We start from the raw sequence: 22,638 nt of genomic DNA, 5'->3' as shown, positions 1-22,638 counted from the left end.
ATAGACTTTTTTCAAATCAGTTTTGGTCGCCAGGTTGATTCTTATCATAACTCCGGATGCCGGATTCCTGGTTTTTTCTTATTGTCTCATAATCGGCGATAGGATTGCCTCCAGCACGAATCGATCCTTCAGAGAAAAAGTTGGTGCGAAGAAGCCAGGCTTAACCGATGTGACAAAGATTCCTAAAGGCGCTACTTCCTGCGCCAAAGATTCACTCATTCCATCTACGGCAAACTTTGTAGCGCTAAATACGCCGGTTGCAGCCATCCCTTGATATCCGGCTATCGAGGATATATTAAAAATATGACCTGACCTTTGTTTCGGCAGCTGGGGAAGCGCGTGTCTTATTATATTCAACGTTCCAAATACATTGATTTCAAAGTTTTGCCGAATAAGATGATCTGGAACTTCCTCTATTGGTCCAACCTGGCAGTATCCTGCATTATTAACAACTACATCCAATCGGCCAAACCGCTTAATTGTGGCATCAATTGCAGTTTTGACATCTGAATCATTTGTTAAATCCATTTGAAGCGGAAAAAAATTGTCGTGCAGACCAACGGATAGCTCAAGATCTCTAACCACTCTTGAAGTGGCTGCTACCTTATAACCCCTATCCACCAGTGTCTTAACTAAAGCTAATCCGAATCCTTTGGAAGATCCCGTAACGAACCAGACCTTTTTCTGTACATCCTTACCATTCCCTTCAGAATTCTTGATTCACTTTTTCTACTCAAAATGTCTTCTTAGATTCATTTCATTGACAAAAATAATAACGGATAGCATCTTATATCATTCTTCTCTGTCTGTTCCCGGATGCTCTATGCGATCGCCTTCTTGATATATTTCCTCTAGACGCTTCACTCCAACACTTCATATACCTGTGACTGAATGGAATCCATGTCCAGAGCATTTTGACCATGTCATGTTGGGTGAATTATTTTGAAAACAGTCCATCGTTTTCGGAATGTCCTCTGTTTCTATTTCATAGATAGCCATATAAGGCAGCTCGGCTTTTACGCTGTAGTATCTGGTGCCATCCTTTTGCATTTTTCAGCCACGAATAGTGCGTATTATCGTTTTTGCACAAGATAAATAACGACAATCTCATGACAATTATTTACAATTAAATATAATTACCTGAATTCATATAATTTTAATTATTTATGTGGGTATACTCTGGATTTTTCTAATCGGAATCCGTCGGGAGTGAGAATAAGGGGACCAGGAGAACCGAATATGTCTAGGGGAGTTTTCGGGCATACTGGCTAGAAGATTCTGTAAGCTGATTCGAAGGGCGCGCTGGATGTCCATATGTAAGTAGCTAATCTTTCGTTGGAGAGGTAATGTTCAGGATATAGATCAACTGCTATCGGAGGGCGTATGGTGAGAGAAAAACTTACTTATCTCGAAATATTAAGGGGATTTGCGATTCTGGCCGTTTTGGCAATTCATACGACGTCGTCCGCGATCACTGAGCTGTCGACGGCTTCGTCACTTTTTCCCGTCTACAAGATTATTAATGCAGCCTCGCATTTTGCCGTGCCGGCCTTTCTCTTCCTGAGCTCGCTCCTGCTTTTTTATCATTATGATGAGAGCACGAAGCAAAACTGGCTCGTTTTTTACCGTAAACGGCTGAAAACGATCGTTATTCCCTACTTGATCTGGTCCGTGTTCTACTCAGCTGCCGACTCATACGTCAAGCATATGTCCGCGGAAGACAGCCTGATCGGCTTTGTTAAAGGGCTGCCGTTCGGCGGCAGTTACCCCCATCTGTACTTCATCATTGTCATCGCCCAATTTTACCTGGCATTCCCGCTCTTTCATTTGCTGTTTCGGATCCGATTCGTCAAGAACCATCCATTGCTGTGCGGCGCAGCAGCCCAAACGGCCTTTTACCTGTTAAATTATTACACTCTTGATATGAAAGGGATCGGCTCGTTCATCGGCTCGTACCTGCTCTATTTTTTTCTGGGCGCTTATGCGGCCGGAAAATTGAAAACCATTACGGCAAGCAGCAAGGATTGGCGGAGATGGTGCCTTTTTGCCGGATTTATCATCTCCGCCGTTATCTATGTCGGCCAAATGTGGCTGCAGAAAACAAATCCGCACTGGATTCCGCAGCCGTATTACTCTTATCTCAATTTCGTTTCCGACTACTCCTACGCCGCAATCAGCTGCATCGTTCTGCTGCAGGCCGCATCGCTGCTGGAAGGAGGACGTCTTCATCTTTCGCGCAATACGCTGCTTTCGATCGGCACGTACTCATTCGGCATATATTTCATCCATCCATTCTTCCTGCTCCTTTGGCGTCAGGAAGTGATGATTCACGGCGCGATATCCTATCATCTGCTCATATGGGCGGGAGGAGCGGTCGCATTCATTCTTTCATGGCTGATTACAATCGCCGTTCAGAAATCGCGCCTCGGCATGTACATCGTCGGGAAATCGGATAGTCGCAGACTTTCTCCTGCGTCTTCAACGACGTGACTTTTCGTTGACTATCCTTTTACCGCTCCGCCTACGATGCCTTTCACAATCTGCTTCTGCATGAGGATGAAGAAGATAAAGATCGGAATAAGCGTTATAACGGTCATGGTCATGAACAAAGGCCAATTCACCGAGAACTCTCCCTTTGCCTTGTAGATTTCCAGAACGAGCGTAGAGTTGCTGCGGGAGCCCAGAAACAGCATCGGGGCCAGAAAGTCATTCCAGATCCACATCGTCTGGAAGATGATGCTTGTGACGGTGATCGGCTTGAGCAGGGGAAGAATAATCCGCCAGAATATTCCCCATATCGAGCTTCCATCAATAATGGCTGCCTCCGACAGCTCCTTCGGGATCGTTTTCATATAGCCGAGCATCAGGAAGAAGACGAACACCGCACCCCCTGTATACAAGGCAATCAGCCCGTAAAGACGGTCGACGAGGTTCAAATCGGTCATCAGCTGAAATAATGGAATCAGCGTCGTCTGGAAAGGAATCATGAAGCCAAGCAGCAAATAAAGCATGACATAGTGATTCAGGCGTCCCGGGTTGAAGACGACCGGGTAAGCCGCCATTGCGCCAATCAGCACCATCAGCAGGACGGACACGACGGTCACGACCAGGCTGTTGCCGAAGCTTTGGACGATGGAAGTCTGCTCGAACACCTGGGCGTAATTCGAGAAATCCCAGGTCGTTGGCAGGCTCATCGGTCTGGCCGCCGTTTCCTGCTCGCTCTTGAAGGTGTTGACGATAACCAGGTAGAACGGAAAGAACGTCAGCAATCCGACCGGCAGCATCAGAATGTCAAACCACCAATTTCTTCTCACTGCGCCCGTCATTGGATCCGATCCTCCCTCTTCTGCATCAGGGTAACCTGGAAATAGGCGATGACCAGTACAATCAGGAAGAAAACAATGGATATCGCGGAAGCCAGCCCATACTGGGTCTCCGTGATGCCGCGCAGCACGATGACCTGTGTAATCGTATGGGTTTCGAAGCCGGGACCGCCCTTCGTCAAGGCAAAAGGCACTTCATAGACTTTGAGCCCCCCTGTAAGAAGCAGCATGACGCTTACCGTCATGGCTGGCGCAAGCAGCGGCAGCGTGATATAGCGGATCTGCTGCCGGCGGTTGGCCCCGTCGATCGAGGCGGCTTCATAATAATCCCTGGAAATCGATTGAAGGAAGGCCAGATACAGCACGGCATGCCAGCCCACCGCCGCCCAGGCAGCCACAACAATGGTAGACAGCTTGGCCAGAAGCGGATCCGACAGCCACGGCTGCGGACCGGCATGGAAGACTTCACGCAGCACCGTGTTGAGAACGCCGGATGGAACGGGCGACAGGATAAATCCCCATATGAAAGCCAGCAAAAGACCGCTCGGAATGGATGGGAAGAAGAAGATGGCCCGGTGCAAATTTCTTGTCATAAATTTCTGATCCAGTATGAGAGCCAGCGGGATGGCCAGTATCGTGATCAGCAGGGTGCTCAGCAGTGCAAACAGCAGGGTGAACGAGATGCCCGATACGATGGCGTCGTCAGTAAATAATTTCATATAATTTTTTAGTCCGGTAAAATCATAATTCTTGTCATACCCGTCAAAATCCGTGAAGCTCAGAATCAGAGAGCGAATTAACGGATAGATCGTGAATAGCGTGTAGACCAGCAGGATCGGAAGCAGAAAAATCTGGTACTGTAGCAGTCGAAGAACCTTAGTCACGATTGTCTCCTTTCAGCAGCCGAAAGAGCAGCAGGTTTCCCTATTGCCCTGACGCGATGACTGTTATTTATTTTCCATTTCCTCGAACTTTTTATCGATCGCTTCCGCTGCTTGCTCCGGCGTTATTTTGCCGACTGCCATATCCTGTGTCGAGATGACGAATTGATTGCGGAGCGCTTCCTGATGACGCGGCCACGTTACCATCGGCAGGTAGACGTTTCCTTTCATCAGCCCTTCTTCAAAAGCGGTTTGCAGCGCCGGATGCACCTTGGCCTCGAAGTCCTTGACTGTTATCAACGCTCCCGTTCCGTCATAAAACAGCTGCAGCCCTTCCTGCGTGCTTAAATATTCAATGAACTGCAGCGCTTCCTCCTGATGCTTGCTGGCAGTATTGACCGCAAACCCGACGCCTGGCGCTCCTACATAATAATTCGCCCCCTGCTTCGGACCCGGTATAGGCATCATGCTGAAGTTCAGCCCCTCCGTTGCCTCCAGCTTGGCGATGCTCCATGGACCGCCGAAGAACATCGCGACGTTGCCCAGCGTAAATTCACTCTCAATCTGATCGCCTGTCAGACCGATCATATCCGGTGTCAGAATCTGGGTGTCGATCAGATCCTTTTTCCATAGCTTGAACACTTCCGTCCAGCCTTCGGCAAATGTTTTTTCTCCGGTAAAGATTTTGTCATCAAAATTTGCGTCTGCCGCGAGAGTCATGTTGCCGTACAGCGCGGAATGAATCTGGGTGAGGTCCTGCATATTGTCATAGATCGGAGTAATGCCGGCTTCCTTGAGCTTCAGACAGAGGGCGACGAATTCATCCCAGTTTTCAGGCAGCTTCTCAATTCCCGCCTTCGTGAACAGGTCTTTGTTATAATACCAGCCGCCTACCCAGCCGTTCTGCGTGTAAGCATAGGTTTTGCCGTTTTTGCTAAGCATAGGCTTGTTGCTGTCCAGCATCGTTTCCATGAATGGAAAATCCGTCAGATCCAGCGCATGACCGCCGTCGATAATTTCATTCCGGTTTTCGGCCGCGATCATGAAAATGTCCGTAGCCGATTCCGACAACAGCATCGTCTGGAGCTTGGCAATATAGTCCTTCACGGGTGGAGCGAATTGAAAATCAATGGAAATATGCGGATACTTCTTCTTGAATCCGTCGAGAACCGGCTTCATTTCGGTTTCATTGTTCCAGGAAAGCAGGCTCAGCTTAACCTTCTCCTCCGTCTGCCCATTGCTGCTTTCCGCCCCCTGCTCATTGCCGCCGGCGCTGCCGCATGCGCTGAGCAGCAAAGCAGTCAATAGAACAATCGGAAGCAGGCACCTTATTCTTCTCATCGTATTAGTTCCCCCTTCAATACTGGTTGTAAGCACTTACAAGCCATATGATAACTTCTTTGCCGCAACGGGGGAATTCATATTGTTGCATGTTTATTTGTATTTTGTTGCGTAAGCCAGGAGTCATTTGATCTTCCGGCCGCTGCTCCGGATTCAACTGCCGCTTTCCGCTCCTCCCTTTACTTGCCGGTACTGCTTGGGGGACAGGTCAAAATGCTTTTTGAAGCTTCGGCTGAAATGGCTCTCGTCGCCAAAGCCGGTTGCAGCGGCGATCGCGCTGTTCTTCATCTCCGTATTGACCAGCATTTCAGCGGCCTTGGACATTCTTGCCTGCGTCACATACGTCCAATAATTAATATGCAGCTCCTGCTTGAAGGCTCTGCTTAATTGAAATTTATCCATGTTGAACAGCGTGGCGATCCTTTGCAGCGACAGATCCTCGCCGTAATGGAGATCGACGAAATGCTTCACCTGCAGCACCGTTTCACCGGCATGCGGCGCAGCCTCGGATTTATCGGCAATACGGTGAAGCAGGGCTTGAAGGTAATGCTCAAGTCTATCCGCCGTCCGGTAAGCTTTGAGCATGTCGAGTGTTATTCCAGCCCATTCCGTCTTCCCTGCACCGGAGTCATTCAAGGCTTGTCCGGTTATGTACACATAGTGGAGAATCAGCATATATACGTTTTCCGGATGGAGACGCTTCTCCCGAAAATGATCGAACAGCCCGGATACAAGCTTGCTGACCGAAGCGGATTGAAAGCCATAGGATACTTTCTCCGGAAGCGCGCGCTCATATTTTTGAAGCTCCCTGGTTCTCCAGTCTTTCGTGAAATAGCCTTCCTTGTACAGATTGACCGCTTCCTGCGAATAGAAACGCTGCAGGCCCGCTTCCTCACTCTGCCTGTACAGCTCCAGCAATCTGTCGGGAGTATCAGCCACCGTGCTGATCCCGATTGAAGCCTGTGAATCCGCAAACCGCTCAAGCCATTGATCGGATAATTGCCGGTACAACTCCTCCAGCCGCATGGCTGGAACCGGGGCTGTCATTCCCAGCAAGCAGGCATATCCGTCGGGGCTTTTCCGGTGCACGACCGGTATAATCGCATCTTCAAGCCCGGAAATCCACTCGATCAATGACTCGGCGGACGGCTGTCCGCCATCTACATCCAGCAGCATATATTCCCTTATTTGCAGCGCCTGGAACGAGCGCAAGATCACCTCAAACGATTCTGCCGGACAGGATAAGGACTGAACGATCCGGCCCAGCTCATGAGCGAGCGCTGCTTGCTGCTCATCCTGAATGCTTGCGCGAAGCTCACGGATGGAGCTCGTCAGAAGAGCGACATCCACCGGTTTAAGCAAATACTGGGCTACGCTCAGGTGCAGCGCTTCCCGTGCAAATTCAAATTCGTCATAGGCGCTCAAAATAACCGTCTTCGGTTTTCGGAAGGGCTGCTTCAGCTGCTTCAGCATTTCCAGGCCGTTCATGAAGGGCATCTGCACATCAAGTATCAGCAGATCCGGCATGAATTGCTCAATAATCAGCAGCGTTTCCTTGCTGTCGTATGCATGTCTGATCTCAGTAATCCCCAACGAGAGCCAGTCTACCATTTTGTCCAGGAAGGTGTGGAGGGAGGCTTGATCATCTGCTATCAGCAATTTCATTAAAAGTCTCCTTTCCGCAAATCGGCTCCGCCAGGAATGACAGGCAGTAAAATATACAGGGTCGTATGGACACTCTCGTCGCTTCGGATATAAATACCGTAATCATTGCCAAACTTCAGCTTGATCCGGTGGTTGACATTATACAGTCCAATGTTGCCTGGCTTTGGGCTGGCAGGATCAATATGCCGCCTCAGCGCCTTCAGACTGTGCCTGTCCATCCCTTTACCCGTATCCCGGATGACGATCAGCAGCCCGCGCTTAACGGAGAGGACGCTTAACTGAATCGCGCCTTCCCGGCGGTTCTCCCCAAAGCCGTGCCGGATCGAATTTTCGGCCACAGGCTGAAGGATGAGCTTCGGAATCTTGTAAGCCAGGACCGCAGGATCCGGAATATGAAACGTCACTGTAATCCGATCCTCGTATTTTTTGTTCATGATAAATAAATAGTCCTTCATATGGGCTAGCTCCGTCGCCAGCTCCGCCATTTCGTCGGATTGTCTCATGGAGTAACGAAACAGGCTGCTTAAGGAAAGCACGATCGTATTGGAGGATTGGATATTCCCGCATACGATCTCCGTTTGCAGCAGCTGCAGCGTATTGAACAGAAAGTGAGGATTGATCTGGGATTGAAGAGCCTTGAATTCTTCATCCTTCAAGGCGATCCGGGTCAGGTAATTTTGTTGAATGAGCAGCTCAATGCGGTTCATCAGCTCCTTGAATTTGGTGCCGATATGATTGAGCTCCTGATACCGGTAGTCCCTGTTTTTAACAAAAAGCGTGTCATCTCCTCCCATTCTGTCCAGCGTCATCAGCAGCCTGCTGACCGGACGCGAAATCCGGAAGGTAATAACCACGCTGATCAAGGTATTGAGCAGAATGCAAAGATACAGAATGCGGATAAGATTAGATTTGAGCGGGATGGATTGATCGGAGATTTCCTTCATGGTAACGGTTGCAATCATGGTCAAGCCTTTAATGACGGTAGGCTGATAGATAACAAGATGTTCTTCCCCGTCAATTTCCTCCGTGAAATTGCCGCCCGTATCGGAATCAAGCTTTTCGATTCCCTGGAATTTCAGATCGTGGCCGATCTGCTCCCTGTCCTGGTGAACGATAATGGTGTGGTTCTCGTCGATCAGGAAGATATTGCCTCTGTTGTGATAGGTGCTCCTCTCGAACATTCCGTTCAGCTTGTCCAGGTCGAGATTGGCGATAACAGAGCCTACCGTGTCCCCCTGAAAGCCCTGCACCTTCATGCTAACGGACAAGGTCGGAAGCCCGTATCGGGACGTATCATCCTTTAAATAATAGTTTTGTACGTGTACGCCGAGACTGAAGAAGGTGTTGTCCGGATGGGAGCGGAAGGATTCCTGTACCCAGGGCTGCTGCCTGAAGGCATAGTCCCACTGGAGGGAATTGCGGCCATTCAAGTTGTTCACGTATCCATTCTGGCCGAGAATCAGCACATCGCTGATCAGGGACTGGTACGTATAAATGCCTTTCGTTATTTCGGCAATATTGCGTTCATGCTGAATCAGGTTGATCATCTCCATCTTGCCTGCCTCACGCATAAGCGAAGCGACAGAATAATTCCCTGCCAGGAGGATCAGCGAACGCTTGGTCTCTTCCAGATTGAAGCTCAGGCCCAAGGCGGCCTGCTCCATCACCTTGTTGCTCGAACGGATAATTTCATCCGTCATCATTCTCGTGGAGTCCCGGATAGAGAGCATGCCGAAGAACAGGAGAAGAAGCAGATTAACGATCAAATAGGAAAACAGGATCGTCCGGTAAATCGTTCGATTAAAAATAAAATGCCGAAAAAAACGGAACAATTTCTTCATCAGCCACCTCATTTCATTTTCCATATTCCGCACGATTGCATTATACCAGAACCATTGGCATTATTATGCAGCTACATGCGGTTATACCGCTCCAGCGCCTTCTCCTGAATCTCTATCGCTCTATCAATATGCAGGGCTTTCAGCTGCGCGACATAGGCATCACAGGCATCCACCGGTTCGATACCAAGGATGATCTTCAGGGACATCTCATCGACAAGCGTCGTCACATCCATCATGATCGCCGACAGCTCCGCGCTTTCCCGCTCCGTCTTCGGAACCGGCGGCAGCAGATGGCTGTCGGCATCCGTATCCGACCAGATGCGCGTCGCCTCCTTCTGCTCGGGCAGTACATAATACTGCTCCAGGTATCGCACATCCTGCACGAAAGGCCCGAAGTAGCTGGCCCTGTTATACATGGCAAGCGCCTGCGAGGGCGCAAGCCTGTCCGGATTGCGGAGGATAAGATCCGTATACGTCGGGTACCCGTCCACCATCGTGTAGCTTATATTCTCTATTCCGAAGTTAAAGAACAGATGTCCCTCCGGGCTGTAGCCGTAGTCCAGCATCCGGACCGCTTCCTCGACATTGCCGCTCCTGCTGGAGATGGCAACGCCGCCGCTGCCCGAGTACAAATTGGTCCGCTGTCCGAACTTCGGGCGGTCACCCTTGTTCAGCACGGGATAAGGAGCCGCAACGAACCTCGCGTTCGGGTCCCGCTCCTGTACAATCGGCTGCCAGGTACCGATTCCCGCTCCCGCATTCCATATGCTCGCGCCGCTTCTCCCCGATATCATATTGGAATCGAGCGTCTTCGTATCGACCGTCGCAATGTTCCGGTCGAGCAGTCCCTCTTCATACCACTTGCGGAACAGAGCGAGGAATTGCTTATAACCCGGCTCAAGCGGTCCGAACTTCACCTCTCCCTGATCCAGGTAGAAGCCTTTCTTAATGCCGAAAGCACCTACGAAAGCGCCGTTCTCGATACCGAATAACGGGCTTGGCACGCCCAGGAATGTCAGCGGCGCCTGGACGCCCTTCTTCTCCTTGAAGCCCTTCAGGGCGGTATGCCATTCATCAATGGTAGCCGGCACCGGAAGGCCCAGCTCATCCAGCCAATCCTTGCGGATAACCGGTCCCTGGTAAGTGCGCAGCCGGTCGTCTCCCTGGATGAACGGAAAGACGTAATAGCTGCCGTCTGCCGTCTTGACCTGTTTATCGATCTCCGGGTGCCCGCCAAGATAATTTTTGAGATTGGGGGCATAACGCTCGATGGCTTCGTTCAGTCTGAGGATATAACCGTCCTTAATGGCTTTCTCCGGCCCGCCGGGAAAGCTTGCCCATTCGTATTCGATCATGTCCGGCAGCTCGCCCGAAGCGAGGAGCACATTCATCGCTTCCTTCGCCTGATTTGCCGGAGGCTGGATAAATTGCAGCTTCACGCCCGTCCGTTTCTGCCATTCCCTGAAGAACGGAATGTCCTCAAAGGAAGGCTTGATGCTGGCCGCATTGCCGTTCAGCTCCGCCCAATAGGTGAGCGTTTTGCCGGTGCGGATCGGATAGCTTCCGATCCCGCCCGTATGTCCAGGCAAGCCTGCCCCTGCCCCTTTCCCCGAACCTGTCTGCTGCTCCGGCACGGCATTCCCTTGCGAATACCCGGCAAGCGGAACGGCATCCTGCCGATCGCAGGCGGACAGCAGCAGCGCCGCAGTCAGCAGAAGAGCTATCACTGCGGTAAGACGTGATCCTCTCATTTTCCCAGACCTCCCCACTACTTGTCGCGAATTAATGAATTTCCTTATACTTGCCAGGAGTAATGCCTTCATACTTCTTGAACACGCGGATGAAGGTAGCCGCATCGTTGTAGCCGACCAGCCGCGAAATATCCGAGATCGATTCCTGCCTGCTTTTCATCATCCACTTGGCCTGCTTTATCCGGTATTTGTGTATATAGTCCAGAAGCCCTTCGCCGGTCTGCGTCTTGAACAGCTTCGACAGGTAGCTGCCCTTCAGGTCGAAGCGTTCGCCGATCATATTGACATTCAGATTGGAATCCTGATAATGGTCTTCGATATGGTGAGCGACCCTTGCCGTCAGCTCCCGCAGCGATTCCGCCCGCTCGTGCGTCACATTCGTCTCCAGCCTGGCCGCTGCGAAAGCGCATACCTCACGGAGCAGGGCCTGGAGCTCATCCTGCATCTCCTGAATCGTGTCGCATGCGATAATCTGATCCATCCACAAGGGATTGCCGCCCAATACGCTGCTGTCTCCGTCGCCCAGCTCGTTAATCGCTTTCACCATTGTCCCTACAAGGTCGAAAATCAGGCATCTGGCAAGCGTCAGCGACATGATCGGCTTGTTGAAGTTCCGGTCTGTAATCTCCTTCATGAATGCGGATGCATGCTCAAAGTCGCCGGCCTTGATCAGATTGATCATCTGCTGCTCCGCCTGGAGCGGGTAATAGTAGCCGAACTGCAAGTGATCCGCCGGGTCGATCCGGATGTCGTCGTACGTAATAATCCCCTTCTTGCCGAGAACCATCTTGTACTCCATGGCGTCCACCGCCTCCTGATACGCCGCGGCGATGCCGGACAAATTGGCGTGCTTGCCACCGATCGAGACCGTCAGATCCATCTGGTACCGCATGAGGAAGCGCTGGGCCTCCCCGGCAATCATACGCAGCTCATCCTTATAGCGCCCGTCATCGGGCTCCGCCAGATTAACCAGGCAAACCATCATATCGTCCACTTCGGCCACATAACCCGCATGACGATGCTGGCCGGCCAGCTCCTCCACCACATTCGTAATAATAAAATGAATCAGCTTCCGCGTCTCGTTGATATCGATCCCCGGCATATTTTCCGCAAGGCTCCCGTCATTCTCCACGACGAACAGAATAACGGCAAACTCATCGGACAACAGCTTCATGTTGAACGATTTGAAGGCTTCCTCGTATGGGATCGGCGAATCCAGCTTGCCTTTCATCAGCCGGTTCAGCATGTTCGAGCGGAGCACATTCTGATGAATTTGCAGCTGCAGGGCGATATTCTCCTTCTCGCTTCTGGCAGTGGAGATCGCCCGCTGAATGAAGCTCAGTTCATTCCACTCCGTCCGCTCCTCATAGACATTCTTATCGGACAACGACTGTACGAGCTGCTGAATCGGCGAGTAGTTGCGGCGCATGAAGAACCAGGTCAATACGCCGGCACCCATAATACTGATGAGAATACTGATGTAGGTGAACTGCCTGACATACTCCGCCTTCTCCCAGTAAATGCTGCTGGGGATGACAAGCGCATACTTCAAATCCGATACGGCGGACTTCAGATAAAAGAGCTCCGAACTGCCGTCCTTCGCGGAAGCGGGCATCGTCTGACCGCCTCCCTTGATACGCTCCAGAATATGCTTCTCATCCGCCTGCACCGGCAGATTGGACAACAGAACCTCATTATTCCGGTTCAGGATCAGCACCTGTCCGCCGCTGAACCCCGATATGCTCTCGATCGCCGCCTGGAACCGGACTGTATCGGCCATGACGACGACCGTTCCCGTTTCCTTGCCGTTCAGGTCCTTGGGCAGACGGGTAATATAGGCGATTGACGTGTTCGGCTGGGCCGAATCAAGATGGGGCAGCACCATGAACTGATTATGCTCCGATCCTCCGATGACCGCGAGCCACTGCTCATACGTCATCTTCCCGGTCTGATGCAGCGTATTGAAAGCGGTCTTCATATCCCTGACGTTGCCTGGGCGTAGCACCGAAGCCTCCCGCTCCCAGGTTACATAAAATTCATCGATGGAGGCGTACGAGGTTTGATACATGCGGAAATCCTTCACCAGCTCGTAGGCGCTGAATTGCGCGCTTCCGTCGGGCATGCTGGAATACATCAAGGTCTGCAGCTTGGCATTCCAGGTCAGCTCCATGTTCAAGCGCTTCATCAAATCGATCTGGTTGTCTATGGTATACCGCACCTGCTTGAGCATGGAATCGTTGGCGCGGTGAATCTCGCTCCTCAGCGCCCCACTCGACTGTGAATAGACGATGAGGCTGATCAGGATCGGCACGAACAGGACAGTGCTATAAGAGATAAGCCATGTAAAAATAATACTCTTCCGTTTCTTCCATAACTGTCGGATGTTCAATAGAATCTCCTCACCTAAGCGTAGAGTAGATAACAAGGGGTTACCCGAGTCAGACCCTTATTATACCTATAAATGCAAAGGCCAAGGAATATGCAAAACGTTCAAAGCGATTGACGAAACGCACAAAAAACCGAATGGATCCCCTCCATTCGGGTTTTTGTGCCAAGCGGCCGTTACGATTCATATAAATACTGCTTTCAGCCCTTCAATGAGCCGACCATTACCCCTTTGACGAAGAAACGCTGCACGAAGGGATATACGCACAGGATCGGCACAGTCGCGACCATGATCGTCGCATATTTGATCGTCTCGCCGATCTGATGGCGGTCGCCCGCCGAGGCGCCTGCCGACATGCTGTCCGTGGAATTCGCGATCAGAATTTCCCTGAGCACGAGCTGCAGCGGGAACAGCTCGCGGCTCTTGATGAACACGGAAGCGTAGAACCAGCCATTCCACTTGTCTACTGCGTAATAAAGAATCATGACGGCGATTACCGGCATGGACAGCGGAATGATAATACGGAACAGGATCGTAAAATGATTCGCCCCGTCGATCTTAGCCGATTCCTCCAGACTGTCAGGGATGCCCATAAAAGCCGTGCGCATAATGATCAGATTGAACGTGCCGACCGCGAAAGGCAGAATGGTCGACCATAACGAATCGAGCAGCCCTACTCCTTTTACAACGAGATAGAGCGGAATCAATCCGCCGTGGAAGAACATCGTGAACACGATGAATACCATGAAGCTGTTGTTCCACAGCACATTCTTCCGCGACAGCACATACGCGCCGAGCGCAGTCATGACCAGATTAACCGCAAGACCCGCAAATACGATGAACAGCGTGTTGCGGTAACCGATCAGAATGCCGGGGTTGTTCATTACGCTTTTATACGCCTCGAAGCTGAAGCCGAGCGGCTTCCACAGAATCCCCTTGTGGATAATGAGCTGCCCCGCCTCGCTGAATGAAGCGAATAATACATACAGCAGCGGATATAAGGTCACAACGACGAGAAAGATCAATACCGCATAGATACCGGCGTCGAACAATCTTTCGAACAGGCCAATCTCTCTTTTCATTTGATAGCTCACCTCACCATAAACTGCTTTTGTTGACCTTGCGGCTGATATAGTTCGCGGTTACCAGCAGCGCGAGATTGATGACCGAATTGAACAAGCCGACTGCCGAGCTGTAGCTCCACCCGAATTCCAGCAGGCCCTTGCGGTAAACGAACGAAGAGATCACGTCGGCTTTCTCATAGGTAATGGGATTGTACAACAGGATAATCTTCTCGAAGCCGACATTCAGCAGATTGCCCATCCGCAGGATGAGCATAATGGCAATCGTAGGCATGATGCCGGGAAGCGTGATGTAGAAAATCTGCTTGAACCGGCTTGCTCCGTCCATTCTCGCCGCCTCATACTGCTCCTGGTCGATGCTCATCAAGGCTGCGATATAGATAATCGACTCCCAGCCGATACGCTGCCAGATCTCGGACAGAATATAGATCGGCCGGAACAGATCCGGCTTCTGGAGCATCGCTTGCCCGTCGTAGCCCAGCAGCATGAACAAACGGTTAATGACGCCGTCGGCATTCGTAAAGTCGGTGATGATCCCGCAGATGACAACGAGCGAGATGAAATAAGGCATATAGGTGATCGTTTGGGCAACACGCTTGAATGCCCTGCTGCGAACCTCGTTAATCAGCAGCGCCAATATGATAGGCGCGGGGAACTCGAAGATGAGGGAATACAAGCTGATGATAATCGTATTCTTAAGGATTCGGACAAAATAATAGCTGTTGAAGAAATCATAGAAATGCTTGAGCCCGACCCAGTCGCTGCCCACAATGCCCTTCATCGGTGAATAATCCTTGAAGGCGATCAGGGCCCCATACATCGGGGCATAATGAAAAATCAGATAATAGGCGATAACGGGAAGCATCATCAGGTACAAATATTTATTCAGCATGAAGTCGCGTGCGAACCGGTTCCGGCCTTTCTTGACGAACCGCTGCGTCTGGGCGCTGAGCGGCTTCCTGCTGTTCATCGCTTGCGCTTTTGCCACTTGTATCTTCACCTCGATCCGGATTGAAGGAGAGGCCGTACCCCTCCTTCGGATTTTCATTTTTTACCGGCTGTTATAGCGCTCCAGAGCCGCAGTCTGAATGGCAATCGCCCGATCCAGATTAAGCGACTTCATCTTCGCAACGTAGCTCTCGAACTGATCCAGCGGCTCGGAGCCCAAAATGATTTTCAGCGTCATCTCGTCCACAAGGGTATTTATATCATTCATAATGGTAGCGAATTCCGAGCTCTCCTCCGGCGTCGGCGTGATCGGCGGCAGATTGTATTTGTTGGCGTCCGTCTTCTGCCAGGTCGTAACCGCGTCGCGCTGCGTCTGCAGGGCGAAGAACTGCTCGGCGTAACGCTTATCCTGTATGAAAGGGCCGTTGTAGCTGGCGCGGGCATACATGGAGATCGCCTGTGCCGGAGCCAGCTTGTCCGGATTCTTCATCAGCAGATCGGTATACTTCGGATACCCGTCCTCGAGATTATAGCTGACGCCTTCCGTGCCAAAGTTAAAGAACATCCTGCCTTCCTCGCTGTAGCCGTAGTCCAGCATCCGGACCGCAAGCTCCGGATTCTTCGCAGCCGTCGTTATGGCTACGGTTCCTTCGGAAGCATAAGCCATGCTCTTTTGCCCGAACTTGGGCATATCTCCATGCTTCAATACCGGATAGGGAGCAGCCACCAGCACCGCTTCCGGATTGTTCGCTTCCACAAGCGGCTGCCACTTGCCGATGCCGCCGCCCGCATTACCAATGGTTGCTCCTGTAGCGCCCGAAGCAATGCCGCTGTCAAGTGCCTTCGAATCTGCAGTGGCAACATTCTTATCGATCAGGCCCTTCTGGTACCAATCGCGGAACAAGCTCAGGTACTCCTTGAAGCCGCTCTCCGACGGTCCAAACTTGATCACGCCGTCCTCCTGATAGAAGCCGCGGTTCACGCCGAACGCTCCCAGGAAAGCGCCGTTGCCGGATTCATTGAAGAAGCGCGGCTTGCTGACTACCGAGAATGGCGCCGCCGCCCCTTTCTTTTCCTTGAAGGCCGTCAAGGCTGCGGTCCACTCGTCGATCGTCTCCGGAACGGAAAGACCCAGCTCGTCCAGCCAGTCCTTGCGGATAATCGGCCCCTGGAACACGCGCAAATATTCATCTCCCCGGATGAACGGGAAGGCATAGTAGCTGCCGCTGTCGGTTTTGACCATTTTGTCGATGTCCGGATTCTCCTGCAGGAACTTCTTCAGGTTCGGCGCATACTTGTCAATCAGATCGTTCAGCTTGAGGATATAACCGTCATTGATTGCTTTCTCGGGCCCGCCCGGAAAGCCCAGAAAGTTGTATTCGATCATATCCGGCAGGTCGCCGGAAGCCAGCATCACGTTGAGCGCTTCCTGCGTCTGGCCGGTCGGCGGAGCTGTGAATTCGAGCGATACCCCCGTCTTCTTCTGCCAATCCTGGAAGAACGGGATTTCGTTATGCGATGCTTTGACACCGATCAGATTGCCGTTGATCTCTCCCCAGTAGGAGAGCTTCTCGTCCGTCTGTATCGGGTAAGTTGCCGCAGTCGTTTCGGCAGGCGTCTCTGTCTCATTCGCCGGTTTGTCCGTATTCGTATTGCCGCTGCCGGCGTTCCCCCCATTAGAAGAACACGCGATTAATAATGTGCCCAGCATCACGATGCTCAGGGCAGTTGCGAACAGTCTTTTCATTCCCTAACCTCCGTTGGTCGTTTAGTGAGATGCATCTCCTCCACAGACTAACGGATAACCGGCTTCTCCCGATATGAGCAAAAAAGCAAATCCGATGCCGATTTCGTTCCAGGCAGATTGATCATAACGCCAAATGAATTGATCATAACGCAAGAATAACGGCTATCGTTGACAGCCAAAATCAGTTTCTTATGCTCAGAACAGCAAAAAAACCGCCTCTGCGGGCGGTTTCCTGCAATCACATATGAAATTTCATCACTCTGATATAAAGGCCCCTATTCACCGGCATTCGGACCGGTATGAGGCAACTTCCGGCTTGCTTGCTTCCTCAAAAGGAGTCGAATGAATTTGATTTTCTCCATAAACGTCTTCTATAGAACTCATAAGCCGGCGCAAGTACAATAATCGAGACTCCAATTATTTTTAAAACAATCAAGGTTATTACCTCCCACCTGATTATCAATCGCGCTAATCAAATAATTCTACGTCAAGAAGCCGTTTCCTCTAACTGCTCTTGTCAGCCAGATTTCCTATTTTTTCAGCTGGTCATATTCACTCCGGAGCAGGCCGTAGACAAGCTCATCATAATGCTGTCCCTTCGTGAACAGCATATTTCTGAGTCTTCCTTCCTGCTGGAACCCAAGATGCTCCTGCAGCGCTTTGGAGCTTTCGTTAAAAGCATAAACATGCGCCGTTGCTTTCTGGTAGCGCAGCTCCTCAAAATAATACCGCAGCAGCAGCCCGACAGCCTCTGCTGCGTAACCCTTCCGCCAGTGCTCCCGAAATATCGCAACACCGTACTTAAAGGTTCCATGCCTTGCATCACAGCTGTGGGTATTGATGCTTCCGATCAACTCGCCCTCATGTGTTTCAATGGCCAGCATAATATTATCGTTATCAGGGCCGAGAGAGGCTTGATTATCCGCCCATGATCGGGTGCCTTCTTCCGATCTCGGGAAGTGTGTGACATCGCATAACCTGGCGGTTTCAGTATCATAATCATTGTGATGAAACTTCTCCCAATCACCAGGTACTATTGAACGCAACCTTACTTTGCTGCCTGTCCAAATGTTCTCTACCATAATAGTCACTCCTTCATGCTGATCTTACGTACACATGTACCGTTATGAATCCGGATAAAGATCACTGGACAAATAACGCTCGCCGCTGTCCGGAAGCACGACAACGATATTTTTGTTTTTATTTTCCGGTCTTTTGGCGATTTGGAGTGCGGCGAATACAGCGGCGCCCGATGATATTCCGGCAAGCAGACCTTCAACCCGGGCTAACTTACGCGCCGTATCGAACGCCTCTTCATTTTTCACCTGAATAATTTCGTCCACAATGGACCGGTTAAAGTTATCCGGAACAAATCCCGCGCCAATCCCCTGGATCTTGTGAACCCCTTTGCTGCCTCCGGAGAGGACGGGAGAATGAAAAGGCTCTACAGCTATGATTCGGACGGATGGCTTACGCTCCTTCAGCAATTCGCCTACCCCGGTAATCGTCCCTCCCGAGCCGACACCGCCAATAAAAATGTCTACCTCGCCATCTGTATCTCTCCAGATTTCCTCAGCGGTTGTTGTTCTGTGAATTTGCGGATTGGCCGGATTATTAAATTGTTGGGGGATATAGGAATGAGGAGTTATTGCCGCTAAATCTTCGGCTTTTCTTATAGCTCCGGCCATTCCTTCATTCGCGGGGGTAAGCACCAATTCCGCTCCGAGCGCAACCAGGAGCTTCCTGCGTTCCATACTGAAATTTTCCGGCAGCGTAATAATTAATCTGTATCCCATCGCCGCGGCCGCAAAGGCAAGACCAATACCCGTATTCCCGCTCGTCGGTTCAATAATGACGGAATCCTCATGAATAATTCCCCGTTCTTCAGCATCTTTGATCATGGCATAGCCAATTCTGTCTTTTACACTGCCTGCCGGATTAAAAGATTCCAGTTTTACGATGATGTTAGCTTCGACATGATATTTTTTGGTGAAATTGGTGAGTGCAAGCAGCGGCGTATTCCCTATCAGATCAGTTAGATTCTTAGCAATTCCGGACAATGTCATCACTCCGAACCTTCAATTCCAACTTGAGAAGTTGGTATTATCATACTAGCATAGCCATTTTGGAGAGTAAATAAATACCAACCGGATGCGATTCTTATAACAGCTATAAATTTCAAAAAAAAGAAGACGTAGACTAACCGCCTTCCTTATCGTAAGTTACTTCCGCTGCAGATCCCGGACATGGCTGCTCGCAGCACATCAGATCTGTGACGATTCCGGACAAGGTATTGGAGATAACCCGTCTATCTCCCTGACCAGCATAATTTTCTGTCTCACACGCTCTACGGTCTGCTGCAGACGGATTGGATGCACAGGCTTCAAAATATAATCCAGCGCGCAAATATCAAATGCCTTGACCGCATACTGATCATAACCCGTTACAAACACAATCTCTACATGCGGCACCGCCTGCTGCAGCTTCTCGCCCAGCTTCAAACCGTTCATGCCGGGCATATGAATATCCAGAAATACAACATCGGGCTGAAGCTCCTCCGACCGTTCGAGAGCCTGCACCGGATTTGATGTCATCTCAATGATCTCTACACCGCCTACAACTTCTTCCAGCATTCTCTTGAGCTGTTTCAAAGCCAATCGTTCATCATCGATCAACATCGCTCTCAACTTGCGTTCACCTCGGCATTCCCGCCCGGCCGTTCACCAAATACAGCAGCGGTTGTTGGGCAGTCATTCTGTATTCAATGCAGTATACCAACCGCACCTGTACAAAATCTGTACATGACGAGCATGAGGAATTTTATACTTTCTTCTGTAATTCAAAAAAAAAAGAAATACCAGGGAGCTGCCCTGGTATTTCTTGATATCGAGCTCTAATTTGTTCATAGCGGCTGCCATATTTGGGAAACCGGTACTCTCTTGGCAGCCTCGCAGCCGGATCGATTGGCCTCCTGTGAAACAACCATCCCTCGCCCCAACTCCCGGCTATTAGAACGGAAGCTCCAGTCCGAATTCAGCCGCGGCTGCCGCCAGATCGGCTTTGTGTTCACGGCTGACAGGTATGCCCGAGACTGTCCAGTCCCGCTCGCGCTGTGCTTCCAGAACGCCGGGAAGCGTCGCCTGGTCATACCCTGGCATAGGCTGCATGGTGCGGGTCATTCTCATATAGGCATCCATTTCCCCCTTGAAGGCTGCCGGGGAAATAAACCGGCTTATATCAAGGGCAATAATCAAGGCGCCTTGATTCGCTCCGTTGAAGCTTTTGCCGTTCCCGGACGGCGCAGCCGGAACCCCTGCAAGGAAGCCGCCAAGCGCCTGACACAAGAAACCCAGACCCATACTGCGAAATACAAGGCCGGGAGCGAGCTTGAACAGCTCGTCCACATGAGGGGAATCGGCATACAAATCATGCATGGCGCCAAAATCGAGCACCATCGGAACCTCTTCGCCGGAAGGGACCGCAAACGACATCGGCGAGCCGCCCGCCGCTCTCATAATCGAATCCTCGGGCTTCAGCTCCAGCTGATGCCCGGAAGTGACATAGCCAATAAGGCCTTGCTCGGCCAGAAGTCGGGAATAGATGCCGGCTGCGCCGATGTGGCCGTGATTGCGTGTGACCGCAGCGGCTATCCCCTGCTCACGGGCACGATCCGCAAGCTTCTCCACCGCCCGGTAAGCGGCAAAATAACCAAGACCTCCATCGCCGTCGACCACGATTGTTGAAGGAGCCTCATTCGTAATGCTGATCTGCGGATCAGGATTAATCAACCCGTCGCGCATAATACGCGCATAGGTGGCCATTTGTCTGGTTCCATGGCTGAGTACGCCGCGGAGATCATTTTGAACCAATATATCCGTCAAAAATAAAGCCTTTTCTTCAGGCACGCCGGCACTCTTCGCCAATGCGGAAATAATACCGCGCAGCTTCTCCGGTTCCACCCTCGTATGATTTGCTTGTTCAATATTCATATTTGTATAAACACTCCCATCTATCGCCAATTGTACCCCTCGCCCGGCGTAATTACCATTGTATCATTTCAGCCATCCCGCTTCATATTCTTGATTATAATTATGGGGACAACCGTTCAGCTGGAAAACAAATCATGCTATGATGAGGGCATGCAGAAACCATAAGGAGGTTCAACACAAAATGAGAAGAGTTGCGATTATAGGAGCTGGCAGCATTGTATTTTGCAAAACACTGATGCTGGATATTATGGCGACGGAAGCGTTGGAGGAAACAGAATTCGTGCTCATGGCCCCATCCACCTCCAAGACAGCTCAAGTGGAGGCTTTTGCAAACAAGGTCATTGCGGAGAATGGCTTGAAGTCCAAAGTCTCCATTACAACGGATCGGCGGGAAGCGTTGACCGGCGCCGATTATGTCATCTGCACCTTCCAGGTGGGAGGCGTCTCCGCTTTTGAAATGGATTATAAGATTCCGCTTAAGTACGGCGTGGATCAATGTATCGGCGATACGCTGGGACCAGGCGGCATCTTCCGGGCGCTGCGCAGCATTCCCGTCATACTTGATGTGGCCAGAGACATGGAGGAGCTGTGTCCGAATGCCCTTCTGCTCAACTATGTGAATCCAATGGCGATGATTGGCTGGGCGCTCGGGGAAACCAAAGTGAAATTCGTCGGGCTCTGCCACGGCGTGCAGACGACGCTGGATCTGATCGCAGGTTACGTCGGTCTGCCCAAGACGGAGATCGATTATGTAAGCGCTGGCATTAATCATATGGGCTGGTTTCTCCGGCTTGAGCATCAGGGACGGGATTTGTATCCCCTGCTGCGGGAGAAGTTCGAGCAGCCGGAATTCTATGTCAATGAGAAGGTGCGCGGGGAAGTGTTCCGCCACTTCGGCTATTTTATGACGGAGTCGACGGGCCATCTGTCCGAATATGTCCCCTGGTTCCGCAAAAATGCCAGAGAGCTTGCGCTTTACTGCGACGAACCGGCCTTCGGCGGGGAATCCGGCGCGGCTTACGAGTGGTCGGCTTATGTGGCCGGCAAGTACAATCAGCCGAATATTATGGATAACGAGCCGACGATGCTGCCGAAGCGGAGCGTGGAATACTGCGCCTATATTATAGAAGCGCTGGAGACGGGCAAGCCCTTCAAGTTCAACGGCAATGTGCGAAACAATGGAATGATCGCCAATCTGCCTGACGAATGCTGCGCGGAGGGGCCAATCTATGCGGACCGGACAGGATTGAACCGTACGCTGCTGGGTGATCTGCCGCCGCAGTGCATGGCGCTCAATATGACGAATATTAATGTGCAGCGTCTAGCTGTTCTCGCCGCCAAGACAGGCGATCCGGAAACGGTTGTCCATGCTTGCGCCCTCGACCCTCTCACCTCAGCGGTGCTTTCCCTGAAGGAAATCCGCGAGATGGTCACCGAGATGCTGGAGGCGGAAGCCCAGTGGCTGCCGCAGTTTGCCGGCAGGAAGCCAAGAGCGACTCCCACCATCGCTATCCCCCAGGACGTACAGCGCGCCGAGGTCCCTATCGATCCCGCGCTCGCGATATTTTCAAGATTTGGCGAGCTTGCCAGGTAGGGTGGTTGGAACCCTGCCCTTCTGCTGGACACTGACTTATTATAGAAGCTCCTGCCCGGCTTATCGCCGGACAGGAGCTTTTATTTTTCA

At 51.3% G+C, this 22,638-nt stretch carries 17 protein-coding genes; 2 read left to right on the top strand and 15 right to left on the bottom strand.

The genetic code is table 11. The annotated features are described in order from the left end of the window. Positions 1 to 78: 78 nt before the first annotated feature. Positions 79 to 621 carry an SDR family NAD(P)-dependent oxidoreductase gene (locus tag AC0YOA_RS32285; protein ID WP_475790100.1) on the bottom strand — a complete coding sequence of 181 codons (543 nt, stop codon included), beginning with the start codon at positions 619 to 621 and terminating at the stop codon, positions 79 to 81. A 762-nt stretch (positions 622 to 1,383) separates the two neighbouring features. Here AC0YOA_RS32285 and AC0YOA_RS32280 point away from each other — a divergent pair. Further along, positions 1,384 to 2,490 (top strand): acyltransferase, encoded by a 1,107-nt coding sequence (locus AC0YOA_RS32280; RefSeq protein WP_475790099.1) that lies wholly within the window; start codon positions 1,384 to 1,386, stop codon positions 2,488 to 2,490. 11 nt (positions 2,491 to 2,501) lie between these two features. On the opposite strand, the gene AC0YOA_RS32275 is transcribed toward AC0YOA_RS32280, so the two are convergent. The 14 genes from AC0YOA_RS32275 to AC0YOA_RS32210 all read right to left on the bottom strand — a co-directional run bounded on the left by AC0YOA_RS32275 (position 2,502) and on the right by AC0YOA_RS32210 (position 20,954). After that, on the bottom strand, positions 2,502 to 3,326 hold the full coding sequence (locus tag AC0YOA_RS32275) for a carbohydrate ABC transporter permease (protein ID WP_475790098.1): 825 nt from the start codon (positions 3,324 to 3,326) through the stop codon (positions 2,502 to 2,504). After that, positions 3,323 to 4,207 carry a carbohydrate ABC transporter permease gene (locus AC0YOA_RS32270; protein WP_475790097.1) on the bottom strand — a complete coding sequence of 295 codons (885 nt, stop codon included), beginning with the start codon at positions 4,205 to 4,207 and terminating at the stop codon, positions 3,323 to 3,325. Before AC0YOA_RS32270 ends, AC0YOA_RS32275 begins: the two co-directional genes overlap by 4 nt. A gap of 63 nt (positions 4,208 to 4,270) precedes the next feature. After that, positions 4,271 to 5,545, bottom strand: a complete 1,275-nt coding sequence (locus tag AC0YOA_RS32265) for an ABC transporter substrate-binding protein (RefSeq protein WP_475790096.1) — start codon at positions 5,543 to 5,545, stop codon at positions 4,271 to 4,273. A 153-nt stretch (positions 5,546 to 5,698) separates the two neighbouring features. Continuing rightward, positions 5,699 to 7,210: a helix-turn-helix domain-containing protein gene (locus tag AC0YOA_RS32260; RefSeq protein WP_475790095.1), complete on the bottom strand. Its 1,512-nt coding sequence runs from the start codon at positions 7,208 to 7,210 to the stop codon at positions 5,699 to 5,701. Next, a complete protein-coding gene (locus AC0YOA_RS32255) occupies positions 7,210 to 9,051 on the bottom strand; it encodes a sensor histidine kinase (protein WP_475790094.1) in 1,842 nt (613 codons plus the stop codon). The genes AC0YOA_RS32260 and AC0YOA_RS32255 overlap by 1 nt, the downstream gene beginning before the upstream one ends. Before the next feature lie 71 nt (positions 9,052 to 9,122). Beyond that, a complete protein-coding gene (locus AC0YOA_RS32250) occupies positions 9,123 to 10,802 on the bottom strand; it encodes an extracellular solute-binding protein (protein WP_475790093.1) in 1,680 nt (559 codons plus the stop codon). 31 nt (positions 10,803 to 10,833) lie between these two features. Then, positions 10,834 to 13,191 carry a helix-turn-helix domain-containing protein gene (locus tag AC0YOA_RS32245; RefSeq protein WP_475790092.1) on the bottom strand — a complete coding sequence of 786 codons (2,358 nt, stop codon included), beginning with the start codon at positions 13,189 to 13,191 and terminating at the stop codon, positions 10,834 to 10,836. Between the two features lie 197 nt (positions 13,192 to 13,388). Continuing rightward, positions 13,389 to 14,270, bottom strand: coding sequence for a carbohydrate ABC transporter permease (locus AC0YOA_RS32240; protein ID WP_210037521.1), 882 nt, complete (start codon positions 14,268 to 14,270; stop codon positions 13,389 to 13,391). 13 nt (positions 14,271 to 14,283) lie between these two features. Next, positions 14,284 to 15,162, bottom strand: a complete 879-nt coding sequence (locus tag AC0YOA_RS32235; protein ID WP_210037657.1) for an ABC transporter permease — start codon at positions 15,160 to 15,162, stop codon at positions 14,284 to 14,286. A 159-nt stretch (positions 15,163 to 15,321) separates the two neighbouring features. After that, entirely contained in the window at positions 15,322 to 16,965 is a 1,644-nt protein-coding gene (locus AC0YOA_RS32230; RefSeq protein WP_475790091.1) for an extracellular solute-binding protein, read from the bottom strand. A gap of 530 nt (positions 16,966 to 17,495) precedes the next feature. Further along, entirely contained in the window at positions 17,496 to 18,047 is a 552-nt protein-coding gene (locus AC0YOA_RS32225) for a GNAT family N-acetyltransferase (RefSeq protein WP_475790090.1), read from the bottom strand. A gap of 42 nt (positions 18,048 to 18,089) precedes the next feature. Further along, positions 18,090 to 19,025, bottom strand: a complete 936-nt coding sequence (cysK, locus tag AC0YOA_RS32220) for a cysteine synthase A (protein ID WP_475790089.1) — start codon at positions 19,023 to 19,025, stop codon at positions 18,090 to 18,092. 204 nt (positions 19,026 to 19,229) lie between these two features. Further along, complete coding sequence (locus AC0YOA_RS32215) at positions 19,230 to 19,643, bottom strand: LytR/AlgR family response regulator transcription factor (RefSeq protein WP_475790117.1); 414 nt, start codon at positions 19,641 to 19,643, stop codon at positions 19,230 to 19,232. Between the two features lie 330 nt (positions 19,644 to 19,973). Then, a complete protein-coding gene (locus tag AC0YOA_RS32210; RefSeq protein ID WP_475790088.1) occupies positions 19,974 to 20,954 on the bottom strand; it encodes an Ldh family oxidoreductase in 981 nt (326 codons plus the stop codon). 181 nt (positions 20,955 to 21,135) lie between these two features. Between AC0YOA_RS32210 and melA the strand changes: the two genes are divergently transcribed. Next, positions 21,136 to 22,548 (top strand): alpha-galactosidase, encoded by a 1,413-nt coding sequence (melA, locus tag AC0YOA_RS32205; protein WP_475790087.1) that lies wholly within the window; start codon positions 21,136 to 21,138, stop codon positions 22,546 to 22,548. The last annotated feature ends 90 nt before the right edge of the window (positions 22,549 to 22,638 follow it).

This window comes from Paenibacillus sp. JT22N12 (assembly GCF_056269365.1).
The sequence above is the reverse complement of the archived record's forward strand: the minus strand, read 5'-3'. Positions and strand labels throughout refer to the sequence as shown.

Excerpts from the sequence above, each read along its gene's own strand:
- AC0YOA_RS32280 (WP_475790099.1), top strand. The coding sequence starts at position 1,384 with ATGGTGAGAGAAAAACTTACTTATCTCGAAATATTAAGGGGATTTGCG.
- AC0YOA_RS32275 (WP_475790098.1), bottom strand. The coding sequence starts at position 3,326 with ATGACGGGCGCAGTGAGAAGAAATTGGTGGTTTGACATTCTGATGCTG.
- AC0YOA_RS32265 (WP_475790096.1), bottom strand. The coding sequence starts at position 5,545 with ATGAGAAGAATAAGGTGCCTGCTTCCGATTGTTCTATTGACTGCTTTG.
- AC0YOA_RS32260 (WP_475790095.1), bottom strand. The coding sequence starts at position 7,210 with ATGAAATTGCTGATAGCAGATGATCAAGCCTCCCTCCACACCTTCCTG.
- AC0YOA_RS32255 (WP_475790094.1), bottom strand. The coding sequence starts at position 9,051 with ATGAAGAAATTGTTCCGTTTTTTTCGGCATTTTATTTTTAATCGAACG.
- AC0YOA_RS32250 (WP_475790093.1), bottom strand. The coding sequence starts at position 10,802 with ATGAGAGGATCACGTCTTACCGCAGTGATAGCTCTTCTGCTGACTGCG.
- AC0YOA_RS32240 (WP_210037521.1), bottom strand. The coding sequence starts at position 14,270 with ATGAAAAGAGAGATTGGCCTGTTCGAAAGATTGTTCGACGCCGGTATC.
- AC0YOA_RS32235 (WP_210037657.1), bottom strand. The coding sequence starts at position 15,162 with ATGCTGAATAAATATTTGTACCTGATGATGCTTCCCGTTATCGCCTAT.
- AC0YOA_RS32230 (WP_475790091.1), bottom strand. The coding sequence starts at position 16,965 with ATGAAAAGACTGTTCGCAACTGCCCTGAGCATCGTGATGCTGGGCACA.
- AC0YOA_RS32225 (WP_475790090.1), bottom strand. The coding sequence starts at position 18,047 with ATGGTAGAGAACATTTGGACAGGCAGCAAAGTAAGGTTGCGTTCAATA.
- AC0YOA_RS32215 (WP_475790117.1), bottom strand. The coding sequence starts at position 19,643 with ATGTTGATCGATGATGAACGATTGGCTTTGAAACAGCTCAAGAGAATG.
- AC0YOA_RS32210 (WP_475790088.1), bottom strand. The coding sequence starts at position 20,954 with ATGAATATTGAACAAGCAAATCATACGAGGGTGGAACCGGAGAAGCTG.
- melA (WP_475790087.1), top strand. The coding sequence starts at position 21,136 with ATGAGAAGAGTTGCGATTATAGGAGCTGGCAGCATTGTATTTTGCAAA.